At 40.8% G+C, this 15,556-nt stretch carries 14 protein-coding genes; all 14 read right to left on the reverse strand.

Going from position 1 to position 15,556, the window contains the following annotated elements:
- Positions 1-55: 55 nt before the first annotated feature.
- Positions 56-274, reverse strand: a complete 219-nt coding sequence (locus AB5170_RS04200; RefSeq protein ID WP_226818718.1) for a phage holin — start codon at positions 272-274, stop codon at positions 56-58.
- Positions 261-599 carry a hypothetical protein gene (locus AB5170_RS04205; RefSeq protein WP_195982823.1) on the reverse strand — a complete coding sequence of 113 codons (339 nt, stop codon included), beginning with the start codon at positions 597-599 and terminating at the stop codon, positions 261-263. The genes AB5170_RS04200 and AB5170_RS04205 overlap by 14 nt, the downstream gene beginning before the upstream one ends.
- The gene (locus AB5170_RS04210; protein WP_368361676.1) at positions 599-1,819 is read right to left on the reverse strand and encodes a reverse transcriptase domain-containing protein; all 1,221 of its coding nucleotides are present in this window, start codon (positions 1,817-1,819) and stop codon (positions 599-601) included. Before AB5170_RS04210 ends, AB5170_RS04205 begins: the two co-directional genes overlap by 1 nt.
- A 213-nt stretch (positions 1,820-2,032) precedes the next feature.
- The gene (locus tag AB5170_RS04215; RefSeq protein ID WP_368361675.1) at positions 2,033-2,518 is read right to left on the reverse strand and encodes a hypothetical protein; all 486 of its coding nucleotides are present in this window, start codon (positions 2,516-2,518) and stop codon (positions 2,033-2,035) included.
- Positions 2,518-2,655, reverse strand: a complete 138-nt coding sequence (locus tag AB5170_RS04220; protein WP_207748570.1) for an XkdX family protein — start codon at positions 2,653-2,655, stop codon at positions 2,518-2,520. The genes AB5170_RS04215 and AB5170_RS04220 overlap by 1 nt, the downstream gene beginning before the upstream one ends.
- A 20-nt stretch (positions 2,656-2,675) precedes the next feature.
- The gene (locus AB5170_RS04225; RefSeq protein WP_195982819.1) at positions 2,676-2,984 is read right to left on the reverse strand and encodes a hypothetical protein; all 309 of its coding nucleotides are present in this window, start codon (positions 2,982-2,984) and stop codon (positions 2,676-2,678) included.
- A gap of 65 nt (positions 2,985-3,049) precedes the next feature.
- Positions 3,050-3,871, reverse strand: a complete 822-nt coding sequence (locus tag AB5170_RS04230; protein WP_368361674.1) for a hypothetical protein — start codon at positions 3,869-3,871, stop codon at positions 3,050-3,052.
- 18 nt (positions 3,872-3,889) lie between these two features.
- The gene (locus AB5170_RS04235) at positions 3,890-4,159 is read right to left on the reverse strand and encodes a hypothetical protein (RefSeq protein WP_347160794.1); all 270 of its coding nucleotides are present in this window, start codon (positions 4,157-4,159) and stop codon (positions 3,890-3,892) included.
- A gap of 15 nt (positions 4,160-4,174) precedes the next feature.
- Positions 4,175-5,425 carry a hypothetical protein gene (locus AB5170_RS04240; protein WP_368361673.1) on the reverse strand — a complete coding sequence of 417 codons (1,251 nt, stop codon included), beginning with the start codon at positions 5,423-5,425 and terminating at the stop codon, positions 4,175-4,177.
- A 6-nt stretch (positions 5,426-5,431) separates the two neighbouring features.
- Positions 5,432-6,490, reverse strand: coding sequence for a hypothetical protein (locus AB5170_RS04245; protein WP_195982814.1), 1,059 nt, complete (start codon positions 6,488-6,490; stop codon positions 5,432-5,434).
- Positions 6,491-8,812, reverse strand: coding sequence for a fibronectin type III domain-containing protein (locus AB5170_RS04250; RefSeq protein WP_226818708.1), 2,322 nt, complete (start codon positions 8,810-8,812; stop codon positions 6,491-6,493).
- Positions 8,813-8,814: 2 nt separating this feature from the next.
- Positions 8,815-14,355: a tape measure protein gene (locus AB5170_RS04255; protein ID WP_368361672.1), complete on the reverse strand. Its 5,541-nt coding sequence runs from the start codon at positions 14,353-14,355 to the stop codon at positions 8,815-8,817.
- On the reverse strand, positions 14,352-14,729 hold the full coding sequence (locus AB5170_RS04260) for an HK97 gp10 family phage protein (RefSeq protein ID WP_227199995.1): 378 nt from the start codon (positions 14,727-14,729) through the stop codon (positions 14,352-14,354). Before AB5170_RS04260 ends, AB5170_RS04255 begins: the two co-directional genes overlap by 4 nt.
- Positions 14,730-14,737: 8 nt before the next feature.
- Positions 14,738-15,553, reverse strand: coding sequence for a CHAP domain-containing protein (locus AB5170_RS04265; RefSeq protein ID WP_368361671.1), 816 nt, complete (start codon positions 15,551-15,553; stop codon positions 14,738-14,740).
- Positions 15,554-15,556: the final 3 nt, after the last annotated feature.

The following is a 15,556-nucleotide window of genomic DNA, read 5'->3' on the forward strand; positions in this document are numbered from 1 at the left end:
AGAGGAAATGTATTTAGAGCGAGAAAGACATCCCATCTCTCCCGCTCATCTTTAACTATTTCGTCGCATCTTCAGAAGTTTTATTATACTGGGATGTACTAATTCCAAGAATCACGCCAAGGAATGTATCAACCGCTGTGATAGTTCCGACAACCTGCTCTCCGTATGGAAAATTCCAAATACCAGCAAGCGCAAAGTACAAAGTTCCCAGAGCTGGAAGCAGATACATTGCAATCCATTTAAGAGTGTCATAAGTTTTGTTACTCATGTTCATTATTCTTTTCCTCCTTGCCTATGGCAAATTTGTGAATCGGGAGCTTGTCCACTTCTTTCATAACTCTTTCGGCAGAACCATTCCCTCCCAATTTTTTATAAGGATCATAGAGATATGTTCGTAGGTTTTCATACTCATCCTGTGTTACGTAACCTCGATCTACGTACTGCATACCAAGATACATAATCCGATCATGAGCCAAACCAACAAGCATCTCCGTTTTTACATCTTTTCTTTCACTTCTTTTTGTTAAATAGGCCCACAGCCCAGAAGAAGCTAAAACTGAGCTAATAATCGTAAGTACCATCTGAAACCATGGTTCCATCAAGCTACCTCCCATGTCGATTCTTGTTGTGACCTATCTTTTATAATCATCTTCTTTTTCACGATGGTTATGGTCTTATTGAATAGGCCTTCGTATAGTTCTAATAAATCTTTTCTCTGAGCTCTGGACATAAGCTTATAAAAGTCTCCCATCCAGCCCTTGAACATTCCTTCAACATTTTCATATGGTATTTCGCCATTTTCCACCTTAACGGCTAATTTCTTCAATTTTCTACGCATTGTATAAATCCGATCTGGATTAATTCGTTTCATAATTTTTCCAGATTCGGTTAGTGTGTATTTTATCTGAAGAAATTTATAAGTACCGCTTATTTTGACGATTTTTGTTTTCTTCATATTAATATGAATTCCGTATTCATGAGCTATTCTCTTGATGTTTTCAAGCAAATCCAATAATTCCTCTTTGGATGGACTCATGATATACCAATCGTCTGAGTATCTTCCATAAAACTTTATTCCTCTGACATACTTTACATAATTATCAATCCGATGCGGATAATAAATACCAATCGCTTGCGATAACTGATCGCCCATATTCACGGACTTCTCCATGAATTTCTCACCAGTCAATTTGCTCTTTGGAATCTTTCGGTACTCTAATTTGTTAAATACCTCATCCAAACATGACGCATATTCATCGTCGCTCATGTACGACACATCAACTTTAAACCCATCAAATATAACGTTGAGTAGCCAGTCTATAAATTCGTCATCCTCAAATAATTCAAGCAACTCTTTCTTTGCTATTTCATGGATAATATTATCGTAAAACTTTGAAAAATCGCCAAAGAGAATATAACCCTCGTTTCCGTACAGTTTGTAATATTTCCGTAAATGTACCTCGAAACGTTTTCTTTGCATAGATATGCCACGCCCTTTCAAGGACGCACAATTATCATATATGATTTTTCTTCTTATTTTGGGGATTAATAATTCGTCGCATAGAACATGCCTGACAATACGGTCTTTTACTGGAATACTTGTAATTGGTCTTATTTTGCCTCGTTCGCGCAGTTCAAATTCATCAACAGGACCGTTTGTAAGAGTCCTATTAATAAGATCATCTTGTAGTTCAAAAATATACCTCAAGAAATTAAGAATAAATCTTTGGACAGATTCTTTCCACTTACTGCCTTTTATAGAGGCTTTGTAACCCGCATAGAGATTGTTGGCGTCGCAGAGAATTTCCTCGTATGTCATAATTATTCACCGTGATAGCAATAGTTACCGTAGTAAATTGCGTCCGGCTTTATCATTTATCCCTTTGGTGGAACGGATAACATCTCCTTCCCTGATTGGTTAGATCAAAGAATCCGGACGAACCCCATTAGAGTTCGAAGCGTTGTTGTAATTCGCATTGCCGTTGTTGTTCACATTGGCAAAGTTAGCCGAAGACACGCATAAATACAGATGTTACCCTGGAAGATACGATTTCATTTTATTGTCTCTTTGACGCCATCTCTTTATCAACTTGATTTCTCGGTCAATAGCTTTACTATATCTGCCATAGGCATTCAAATCAACATTGAATCTGCCTACAACACGCTGTAATGAATTGATTATCTGATTGCAATTCACAATACCGGCATTTAAATAATCACGCCTAATTTCATATTCATGCATAGAAGTCGGAAATAAAGATCTCGCAGCTCGTAAGTTAGCAGTCAATAAAGAGGCAGATTTTTCAATCTGTTCTTTTGTACTAAGCATAATATAAGCATAAGCTTGATAATCAACTTCCAATCCTTTTCCAGTTGCATATTGTTCCCGAACAAACTGTTCCTGACTTTTTATTGCAAAGCTCCTCTGCATGAATTCAATCAGCATGTCGTATAACTCCAGCGAATAAGCAATCGCTTCTTCTCTCGACTCTTTCCGCTTAGATGCTAATACGCTCATTAATAATCATTTCCGGTAATTTCAGTGAATTCTTCCTCTGTAATCCAGCCCATTTTTACGGCGTTGCGGACACGTGTTTCATTCCATACTTTCAGAGTATAAAAACGTTTTACTTTCTCGAAATTATCACTATGCATCACGATGTTCCTCCTTTTCTTTAAAGTTCAACGCCAGCCATCATTGCAATATACTCAATGTCCGACTGCATCTTGATTTTTTCCATTTCAGCTTTTGAAATGTCTCGAAGAACAAACCAATACTCTTCTCCCATCGGAGTGATCTGAACAAGCTCCATATTATTGTGAGTTTCTTCTACTTCGCCATCGCTGATGACAACAGGGCTGCAACAATCTTCAAACATCTCTTTTGCAATTGGAGATTTCGAGATAAAATTGTTGCCGTTGAGTTTCAAGTCGCCGATAACAGTACCATCAGCAAGTGTAATTGAATAAGTTTTATCTTCCATTTTGAATTTTCTCCTATTCTTTTATACAAATATTAAATTCTTCGGGGCACGAGGCCCCTCAGTTACTAACCAATAAGGAAATACGGACGAACCCCACCAGAGCCCGAAGCGCCGTAGTAATTCGCACTGCCGTAGGAGTCCACATAGGCAAAGACAGCCGAAGACACGACATCTCTCAGCCAATACCAATATCGTAAGTTGACGATTGACGGATTGAGCATAGCTGCTGCGAACTGCTGACGACCAGTTGTATACTTATTCGGAAGCGTTACACCATCGTTTGCGGGCGCATACACATGAGTGCCATAAGCCATGATTTCGTTCATTAATTCTACCTGGGAATCAAACCATGCTCCAGCAGATGCATGATTATCAGTAACAGCATTTGTCAGATAATCTCTATGAGTGAGAAGCATGTCTCCGAATGCAGCCTTGATTGTGGTCTTTGCCTGCTCCAGACCTTCTTTGTACATCTTAGATCCGACATAACCACCCTCGGTTGTATTTGTATCATTCATAACATGACTGTATAATGCGGAATCCGGGACGATTACCAAATGTGGTTTGGCGAATTCAGTATCACCGCTATGGGTAAAATAGTTAATATCCCAAATTCTCCAGGTAATACCGTTAATTACCCAATAATCACCGACATACAGATTATCAAATGTGCCGTTTCTGATTGCAGCTTTCTGCTCAGCCGTTACAGATGTTCCAAGATTTCTTCCTCCCCAGATCATTCTGTGCTGTACAGCTGACACCATACCAGCCAAATCAATAGCTGCATTTTTTGCTGTGATTTTCTTAGTACCATTCATACCATCCTTGATAAGAATGTCCCCACTGTCGAATCTTGTTGCAGCAGGATAATCAATAAGTTTACTCATTTTAACTTGTTCCTCCTTTTAGCAATTTATTGCGTCCACAAACGCAGGAAGAGTCTTCAAATAATCATAAGCCTCTTCGATTGTCATATTTTCTTTGTACGGCAACTCATATGTAACTGTAGCCGTATATGCTGGTTTCCCAGCGTTTTCATTCTCTCTACTTTCTTCATTTACATAGGAAATAACAGCAATCGAGATGTGTGTGTTGATTGCCGAATGAACAAACAGGATTCGATGATAACTCAGAGGAATGCCGTTATCCTGTTTTATAGATTTGCTTAAAGCCATTTTGAATTTTCCTTCTTAATTGAAATACACTGTAAACTGACCAGAAACGCCACAAGCATCATTATTGGTAACTACATTTGTAGTATTCGAAAAGTGTGCCATAACACTGATACAGTTATCAGCTAAGGTTGCTTCGTAATATTCCGGTTGAACGTTCGTATCTGCTCCAGAGCCATACAAATAATTCCCACCTTGTCGAATTATCAAACCCGGATTAGAAACTACGCTTACGGATGTTACTCCAACACATGGTCTCGATAAAGGAATACAAAAATGTAGATTTGCTTTACTGCCTGTAATAAATCCTCCGCCTTTATAACGTATATTTTGCTGGGCATCGCCAGGTCTATAATATGGTATATACGATCCCTGATCAGTATGAAATTTAATGGTATTACCCTCTATATGAGTAGTTGCACCAGTATATCCCGAATATGGTCCGACTCCAAAACCAATAATAAGATCGTTATCTCCATAATGAATAACAGCACGATATTTACCAGAAGTATCTGCTACATACAGACCGTGCCCATTGGGAGCAAGAAAATTGTCTCCGGTTTTCACATTACTAACTGCTGATATTTCTTTTCCAGATGATATTGCTCCTGGAGTTGAAATGTCGCCACTCATGAAAGTGAGATTTCCGTAAACATTTATAGATTTATCAAAAAACTCAAATCCAGCACCATTGGCGATTTCAGTTCCAGTGCCCATTTTTCCGAGTTTTATGGATGTTCCATCGAAATATAGGATCTTCTGAATATTTTTTCCATTGAATATCGAATATGATTCTTTGGCACTCATTTCACGGGCTTCGATTTTCACACCAATAATCGATCCGCTTGCTTCTATATTCAGGGCAAACAAATCGTTTACGTTGATCTTATCTGCATTTACCGAGCCAGAATACAAATTTGCACCATCAATGTAGATTAAATCTTTGTCTTTTGCCCACGCTACAAGTTTTTTCCAACTTTCATCAGCAACTTTACTAACGTCGTCCAGATCGCCAAGTCTTGCTGCTGGAGATGATAAATTTCCATTGATAATGACTGAATGATTCTTAACCAATATAAGAACTCGCTCACCATTTATCGCATTGACCGTGGCACCGCAAGGGGTGAGTAAATCTGAACCATCCATTCGCACATACTTTTCCCCATTTCGAACAACTACTGTTCCATAAACAGCGTTTTCGCTTCTGCTTTTATCTTTGTTTGCAACAGTTTTTGCAAACTGAGATGCAATCTCGTTAGATAATGCCAAAGTCAATCACCTCCATAATTTTGATGTATATATCGCTGTTTCTGTAACTTTGCATCCAGTATCGCAAGTAATTGCCTGTTTCACGATTTTTGCTTTTACATTGTTAATACCAGCTGCCTTATAGTTCAAGAGAACACAATCCCCCAGTCTAACAGGGTAATACCCATGTGAAAATGTCACTTTATATTCCACTGTCGATAGCTTCTGAAGTAATTTTTCAGCATATTCTTTAACTTGATATTCTGTCGGTTCTCCAGAAAAATCTGGATCAGTGTCCCTATGGATTATTTCTCTCCCACGGCTAACCGTAGATGTGGGGCTGTTGGAATCTTCGTTTACAACTCGGGCATAATAATTCAAGTTGTTCTTGGAATACACAACTTCAACTACATTTGGAATCCCGTATAAATCGTATTCTTCACTTACATCTGCATACAAAATAGAACTATCATCATCATTGAATTCAGTTACGGGCTGTAAAGTAGCCGTATCCTGAACTGGTAAGAACAGAACACGGCCTAATTCATCAAGCCCTAATTCGTATTTTGCGTTTGCTATAAGATCATCAATAAATGAAATCCATTTATCATCGGTATTTGCTGCGAAATCGAAATACAATTTCTCGTCACAACTAGGCTTCACGACCGGAGCCCTAACATGATTTCTTACAATCCGATAAGCTTCATCCATTACATTCGAGTCTTTTTTGATAAAATATCCGATTGGTGGCGGATTTTCTTTTAACTCAAGTAATGGCGTGTACGAGTCCATGTTAATTGTTCTTACACGACCATCAAACGCCGAGGATGGTGTTTGTACTAAAAAAGTTCCTAATGGATGCCTTTCTTTAATTCCATTTTGAATTGTTACGAGATATGCTCGAATATAGCACTCACCTAACCGCTCATTGATGTTGAAAGAAGCAGATCCTTTTGTCTCGGCGTCCTCGTCTCGCTCGATGGTAGCTGATCTTACAGTAGTAATCTGATTCTTATCTTTCCAAGTTCCAGGATCGACAATATAGTATTCGAAGGTTTGCTGCATAGACTTTTTCCAATCTGGCATTTATGCACCTCCTTCTACTCTTGTCAATTCTATCGAAACTGGTATCGTTAATGCACAATGTGTCTGTGATATTGATACTTTTATATGAGCCCAGTATCCGGTTCCAGATGGTTCTCTTGCGTAAACATCCCCCATCCAAACGGCAAGTCTTCTGAGAGCATATAAAGTTTCTTCGTCATTAGATGGCACTTCCATTTTCCATGAAGAGGTTTCTCCAAGTTGTGTCCCGTAATAACTTACAGGTCGCTTTCGTCCAACATATTTAACAAGAGCTACATCTTTGTCATTCTTATCCGATACATCCACATTATACGGAAGTCTGACTAATGATCCTGTCCACGGAGGAGTTGCTACTTCATCGGCTTCGTTTGCCAACGATGAGTCAAAAGAACTCCATGCTTCACTCCATTGAATAATGACGCCGTCTTCTCCTATAGGATAACCTGGAGGATCATAATAAGATACAGCACCGGTCTTGATATCGGTAGCCACGATTCTGTACCTTGCGTAATCTAATGCCGGATGCGGATCAGTAACGTAATGGCCATGCGTGTTTTCAATACCGCTGGCAATTTCAACGAACTCGCCAGTGTATTCTTTTCTGTACACAGCTAATCGTACGTTTGCTGCGAGTTTCTCATTTTCATCTTCGCAATACGGTCGAATGATGCAGGAATACGTATCTGGATCGTATGCAATCTCTGCATTCGGCTCGTCAACTGTTTCATCCCAGCTCACCGTAAATTTGGTTGTCGCATCGCAACTCAAACCGATATTCATCGTTACAGTTACTTTAACCGTATACGATATACCATTTTCCAAATCTAAGTCGTTAGCTGAAATTCCAATTGCTAAATTTCCAGAAGCGTTGAAATATTTTGAATATACCGATTCTCCAGCAGTCACCATATATTCATTTCCAACTTGATCAGTTGTTTCATACCCTTCGTTGGCTGTAATATCAACATAATACCCTATTGGACTTTGTGTTTTTGGACCTGGAATCGCATTTATATAGAATGGGAAAGATGTTAAAGTTGATAGCGCTGTGCCGTCCATCTTACGTACATAAACAGACAATGTTGGATGTGCATATATATTAACCTCACGAGTTGCAGACCATTCACTATACGCCTCAGTAATACCAGACGTTCTAACTCTCCATTTTATGGTTGTGCCTTCTGTATACACTCCAGTATTGATGGAATATGTACTTGCTTTTCCTTGATCATCGTCGGATTTCGTATTTTGAATCGTCTGTGTCGTAATTCTACCGTCAACGTTCAATTCCAGTTGAGCATGTTTCTCATAAGAACCGTCTTGAGAATTATGAATCCAATATAGAATCAACGATTCTCCGACCATAGCTGTTGTTGTAGACGACCAGGTCGTAGGTGCTGAGGGTTCCTTTCCGATAACAACGGATGCCACATCGCTCCATCCAGAGTTTCCTGCACTATTAACCGCTCTTACCCGAAAGAAATATTCTTTTCCAGATTCAAGCCCTGTAAATTCAGCGTGACCGGCTTCGGATTCAATGGTTTTGCTTGTCACCTGGTCGGGATTTGCATCGAAATATTGTCTCTCAGTAGTGTACTGAATCTCATAACTCGTGCAGTTGACAACGCGATCCCAATCCATAGTAATGGAAGTTGACGACAATGCTCTAAGTGTTGTGATTTTTCCTGGCGAAGATGGTTGAGTAGTGATAGTACTCGAATAATCAGACCATGCGCCTTCGTCGTCCATTGTATATCCACGGCAACGAGCTTTATACTTATACCCAGTTTCGATCGTACAGGATATTCCAGCAGATTGATTCTGAATTGTGGAATACCCTGTATAGAACGGATCACTTGTGCCATCCTTGTAAACTTCAAACTCAACCCCGGTAGCCGTCCATTTCGAATCCAAATTAGAAATACTCAAATCAATCTGAGTTTTATTATACTCGTTGATACCGATTTCAGGTGCCGATGGTTTAGACGGCGGACTGGATTTGAAATTGTATTTTTTCTCGCTTGAAAATTTTCCCGTCCAATACGCAACATCTTTTTTATTGACTTTATGCGTCTTGGCAATCGCCTTAACTTTAAACTTTACCTTTGTAGCGTTCTCTGGAGCAGTATACGTACTCTGTTTTACAGTTTCTGTCGTATCAGCACCGACGAACCAGACGCCGTCTCCGGTTGCATAATACCAAATGCATTTATACTCTTTTGTGTGCGATTTACTCCATTTCCAGGTTGCGAAAATAGTACGCTCTGTACCAGTTTGCAAACCGAACTTTTCTATAGTTGGCGCAGATTTAGTAGTAGCCACTATTATCGCCTCCCTTCCACTACCACTGCTCTTGTTAATATCTCGATAGCATCGCTAACGCCGCTCGTATCATCATAAGTAACACCGCCGATATTGTTATAAGTATTACCAAGGTTGTTAAGTTTCTTTCCAAGTCGATTAATAGCATCAACAACATCAGAAGAATTTCCATTTTGATTTTGTGCCATCATTGTCGTGATGGCTCCGAGATTTCCACTTAATCCGATAGCATGATCCATTCCAAGAATTCCACCGATCTCATTTGCACCAGCTCTTACTGCACTTAGATCAAGAACCGGTCGAATTGTTGGAACATTATCAATGCCATTTGAAACTATCTCAGTAGCTTTATAAATAGCCCGGCTTAATCCTTCCCTGGCTGATAATCCAATGTTCGATCCAGCATCATAAGAAGCCTCACTATAATCGACCAAAGCATTCACAAAACCTTGTCCAGCAAATCCACCTATTTTATAGAAAACTTTTGATGGCGAATTAATATCAAGACTGCTTCTTGCTGCTTTTGACGCTTCAGATGCCATCTGTGCTGCGGCTGATGCTGCCGAACTGATATTATCTCTGATGCCAGCTGCAAATCCGCTGACAAGATAGACACCCGAACTATAAAAGCTACTATAATATGCCATAGACGCACTCGCACCGGCTGATGCTGCCGAACCAGATGCGGATGCGACCACGCCCATGCTGGAACGAAGACCTGCTGCAAGACCAAGCATAAGAGAAGATCCAGCTGTTACAAAATTACTCTTTTTATTTGCTACCGAATTTTTCGCTGAGTTCGCAATTGATGACGCGGTTTTCACTATAGAATCAATCGTCCTACGCATTCCAGTGGCAACTGCTTCTGCCAGCTCACTGCCAGCTTCTGAAACCGTGCTTACTCCACTCTTTAAAGAAGTAGCAAAGTCAGTAACAATAGTCGTTCCAAGTATCTTGAAAGAGTCGGTCGAAACGCTCACATTTCCAATAGCAGCTGCGAAATCTGACAATTTGGAAACGCTTCCGCTAAAGTCAATTGTTGATATATCCGAAACCGCAGTACCAAGATCTTTCACACTCGTACATACATTCGTTACATTATCCACAGAAACGTTATTGCAAGCATTAATCCCGTTTGCAAATCCAGTCAAAGCAGTTTCAAGATTAGATGGAATTGACACATCGTTCCATTTCTTTACAGAATCAGCAAAAGTTCCTAACGGCTCAGTGATGCCAACAATATCGGATGGGCCAACAGTAGACCATGCGTACACACCGTTTGCCAAATAGCTGAGATTGGTTCCTAAATCTTCTGGGATAATGATTCCGTCCCATTTCTTAATGGAATCCGCCATGGTTCCCAACGGTGTTGCCACATCTGCCATAGCATCCGCACCCCATCCGCTGAAGTTGAATGCTTTTACGCCATCTGCAAGATTACTAAGTCCATCTCCAATTCCGTCTGGAACAATTACATCTTTCCATTTTGAAATTGAGTCAGCTAAATCGCCAAGTGGAATCGCCATCGCACCAATAGCATCGGCTCCCCATCCACTGAAATTAAATTTCTGAACACCTGTGGCAAGAGATCCTAGTTGTGTTCCTAATCCATCTGGAACAATAACCCCAGACCATCGCTTTACCGAATCTGCCAGGTTACCAAGAGGTTCAGCCATAGCAGCAATTGCAGCCGCGCCAAATCCGGAAAAGGTATTCAGCAATCCGCCTAATGCAGTTTCACCAAGAGCTCCAGCCATAGCTGTTAAACCACGACCGATTTCATCCCAATCCATGGTGCCAAAAATCGTCAATGCATTGGCAAGTTCGCCTAAGCCTTGCACGCCAAGAGTAAGCGATGCGCTACCGATAAGCGAACCCAAACCTCCAAGATTGCCAACCAGGGCAGATACAACTCCAACCTCCGTTAAGGCGCCACCCATTCCGACAAGACCTTTTGCAATCTCGTCCCAATCCATGGCACCAATTTCAGATAGTGTTGCAGCAATAGGTTCTAATGACTGAGCAGCAATAAGAACGGCAGTTCCACCCAGAAGCGAGCCGAAGCCTCCACTAAGGCTTAACACGCTTAATGCTGCTGTAAACTCAGCAAGTGCGCCGCCCATTCCCGCTAATCCTTTGCCAATTTCTTCCCAGGAAAGAGAACCGATATTCGAAAGTGCTATTGCAATAGGTTCTAAAGCTTGAACGGCTATAAGAATACCAGTTGCTCCAAGAAGAGAGCCAAATCCACCAACCGCACTAAGAATACCAAGCGAAGCCGTTAACTCGCCCAAAGCACCACCCATCGCAGCTAAACCTTTACCGATTTCATCCCACGATAGAGCACCGAGTCTTTCGAGATTCTCTGATATTTCATCAAGAGATTGTACAGCCACAAGAAGACCAGTTCCTCCTAAAAGTGATCCGAAGCCACCCACCGCGCTTAATATTCCTAACGAAGCAGTAAACTCACCAAAAGCACCACCCATTGCGGCGAGACCTCGTTTGATCTGTTCCCAGGAAAGGTTACCAAGTCTTTCAAGATTTTCTGAAATTTCATCAAGAGACTGTACAGCTATCAGCATTCCAGTACCACCAAGTAAAGCTCCAAAACCGCCAGCTTTGCTAAGAACGCTTAATGATGCCGTCATTTCCGCCAAAGCTCCGCCCATCGCAGACAGTCCTCGACCGATTTCATCCCATGAAAACACTGAAAATTTAGCAAGCGCGTCTCCGAGCATCCGACAGGACTTCGCCAGTGCAAGCATTGCAACACTTGTCGAGAGGGAAACTTTTGCACCATTAATAATCTTCATTGCGGCTGACAATTCGAGAAGGCCTCCACCCATAGCAGTAAGTCCTTTTCCGATTTTCTCCCAGGATAAATCTGCCATTTTGACCATTGCGTCTGCCAATACTTTAACCGCAGCAGCGATAAGCACCATTGATGCCCCAGCTTTTATAAGCCCCTTAGAGCCATTTTTAGAGAGCACTTTTGTGATTACAAATAAAGTGCCACTAAGTTCACCGAGCATTACTCCAATAGCAGACAAAGATGTAACGACTTTATCCGAATCAATTTTTGCTATGGAATTCAGTGCAACTGACAATATTGCAATAGCTGCTGCAATACCGATTAATGAAGCAACTTTTATACCAGTTGTGAATGATGAAATTGCATCTTTCACTCCGTTCAGAAGATCAGAAAATTGTTTTGCAATCTTTGATGTTTTCTTCTCAAACAGACCTTCTATTCCTTCTTTTATAGTGCTCAATACGCCGGACAATTTCTTTGCTACAGCGAATATTCCGCCACTAGCTAATCCGGCAAATAGATCCCCAGCAGAAACATTTTCTTTAATCCAAGAGAACACGTTTTTCACAGCGTCGAAAATATTCGTTGCTGCGTTACAGATTGTCGTTTTTACAACTGAAAATACATCTCCCAGTGACTCTACTTTCTCAAGAGCAGGATCTATCACTCCAGCAATTCCTCGGAATGTATCAAAAATACCGTCAGATAGTTTTGATAAGAATTCGCTGACATTTCCACTTTCGTTGAGAGACGTCAAAAAATCACCGACAGATGCTGTTATGTTCAGCAATCCATCGATGATTCCGTTTAGTCCTCCAGAACCAAGAAACTTTCCAATAGGACTGATTATAGAAGAAAATCCTTTTTTCAAAAGATCCACAGCCGAAAATACACCCTTGAAGGTCCTTTTCAGTTTATCTGAGGTCTCATCACTGATTTTCAATCCATCCGTAAAAGATTTGAATTTATCGATCAACTTACTCAATTGCTTTGAAGTAGTTGGTGGAAATACTTCATTAAAAGCTTCTTTAACAGGCTTAACCACATCGCCCAAAGTTTTGAAAATATTCTTGAAAGATTCGATCAGCTTTTCTCTTCCGCCCAGCTTATCAATTCCATCAATAAGCTTATCAATATTTCCGGTAAGATTCTTAGTCTCAGACGTCGCCTCTTTTAACGCGTTAAGAGTCGATTCATCAACAATGCCAGTAGGCTCAATGCCTTTTAGCTCCTGGAATGCTTTTATTGCCGATTGGGTTGCCGGTCCAAGAATTCCGTCCACACCAGTTTGTCCAATATCAAGACCTTGTTTCTGTAATGCCTCCTGGACTTTTTTCACATCATCTCCAGTAGACCACATATCCAATTCACGGCTAACACTACTTAAATCTACCATTCCAGAACGCAGACTATTAACTGCTTCTTTAAGAATATCTGTAGAAGCTGCTCCGGAACGAAACACTTTTTCCAATGATCCGTATTGTTCAATTAAAGCTTCTACATCCAACCCATGGGATGTCGCGGTTTCTTTTAACTGTTCTTCAAAAGTTTTGGTTTCAATCCCGGCTTCGTTTATCTTGGAAATAAGTTTTTCCCAATTATTTGACAGCGCTCCTTCGAGCAAATTATTTCTACGATCAGCGGAAGCATTGAGCATATTGCTTACCGAATCTGATATTCCAGTAAACAATTCCTTTGCCTGATCGAAATCGCCGATGATTAATTCCCAGGTTTGTGTCCATCCAGACTGAGCAGCCTCTTTCAACGTATCAAATAACTGCGATAGAGTCTTCACCTTTGTTGCAGCATCATTGGCAGTCTGCCCCATTTTGATTATTGAAGCGATCTGCTCATCCGTATAACCCATTTGTTTGAGCTGGCTTTCGGTTAAGTCGCCTGTAAATTTTGATAATGTCTCTGTGAGTACTTCAGCAGTAAGCCATCCTTTCGACAGTGTCTCTCTGAAAGAGCCTTCATCGGTAATCATCTGATCAATTGCAATTCCATGAACTCGTGCTGTTTCTTTTAGTGCATCCTGGAACACCTGACCGCCCATACCCGCATTTACAACTGAGTTCCAGTCTTGAAGCTTAACTGTTCCAGCCGCAAGTGCCTGCGAAAGCTGATACATTGCAGTACTTGCCTGCTGAGATGTTGAACCAGAAACCGCAGCCAGGTTTGCGATACCTTTGATTGCAGAAACGGAAGTCTCCAGATCAACACCAGCCGCAGTAAATGTTCCAATATTACGAGTCATTTCCGTAAAATTGTAAATTGTTAAATCAGCATAATGGTTCAATTCATCAAGTGCCTGGTTTACATCCTGTAATGTACTACCTTTACTTTCTGTATTCGCTAAAATTGTCTGAATGGCATTAATCTGTGTCTCATACTCTTCAAAACCACTCCGTACAGGTTCAATGGTCAATGCTGAAATGATTCGCTTCCCAGCATTCACCGCTGAATTAGTAATATTAGCAAGTGCGGTTACTGCCATAACTTCAAGTGCTGAAAACTTTGCTTGGACGGTCTCCACAGCTCCAGTAAGACCAGACAAATTACATGTTTTTGCAGCTGCGCTTACATTCTCCAGCCCTTTTGAGGCTCCCCGTAAATCCAAACTCTGTTTTAATTTTCCAATTGTAGATAAACTCGTCTGAACATTACTTTCGAACTGTTTATTATCAAACCGCATTTCGACGACTCGTTCGTCAACAGTCTTACTCATATACTGGTAACCTCCTTCCAAACTTCTTCTGCCATCTTGTCAAAAAGAGGCTGGATAGCAGGATTGATATAGTCTCTACCCTGCACCCAACCTCCAGTTCCGGTGCCATGTCCGTACTGCAATATAATCGCAATAGGAACCCCTTTATTCACATGTGAATTGTAAAATTGTATAGCCGCAGAACCGTTTGAATGTTCTATCTCGTAATACCACGAAGAGGCAGTCAGACCTGATTCTACAGGAGTGGCAGACGAAAGGGCGTTTACTCCTTCCCTGCCATATTTGTCAAGAATTCCAAGTCGCATAGTCTCTTTCAGTTTCTCGAAATAACTTGTGACTTTTGAAAAATCGCCCTTTTGTCTGAATGAAATCATCTTATCTCCTACTGTTTCCGAATGTATTCTGCTTTTACAAATCCGTAAATGTTGCTGCTAAATCCATAATCAGCTTTATCAAGGTAAACGTAATACCACGGCTCATCATTTGAATCATAAATGGTGTCGCACACATGCACTGGATCGTTATTCTTCAGCTCTGGCTTGGATACCAACTTATCGTACTCGATTCCCGCCCATTTACGAACATTCAGTACACTGTTTACAGTAACTGCCCCAATCCATTTTGATTTCTTTGAAAGCTTCGTTGAACCGGACTCAGTCTTACCACCTTTGTTTGATTCACCGCTGTTCTGTCCGGCATCGCTTTCGTATTTCGGAATGGCATATCCTCTGATGTAACCCCACCCCACTGGAATTGAACGTCTCTTTACGTCACCGCCAAAGTTCCCTTCAATTACTACGATTGTTCCGTTCTTAACAGATTCAACAACTCCAATATGGTCGGAATATGCATCGTTAGGCTGCACGGCTTTCATCCAACTATACACAATTGGATAACCAGCTTTCGGAACAATAGTTCCGTCTTCCTGCCAGATTCCCATCTTCTTGAAAATCTTTACATGCTCTTCAACACCGCATTCTTTACCGATAAGATCTTTCATAGCGGCTTTAATAGCTGCGGCTGATACGGTAGTATCACAGTAAGAATCTCCATACTGAACTTTATAACCTCTTGGTAAATGAGTCGGATCGTCCTTATTGTAAATGTCGATAATGATCTTCTGTTTTCCATTTGATCGACCGTAGCCAACCCATGAACGTAAAACTTTCAACAGATCTTCTGCTGATCTTTTACTCATAAA

The sequence above is a fragment of the Ruminococcus sp. RTP21484sp1_RTP21281st1_A8_RTP21281_210402 genome, assembly GCF_040914025.1.
GTDB classification, from domain to species: Bacteria; Bacillota; Clostridia; order Lachnospirales; family Lachnospiraceae; genus Blautia_A; species Blautia_A faecis.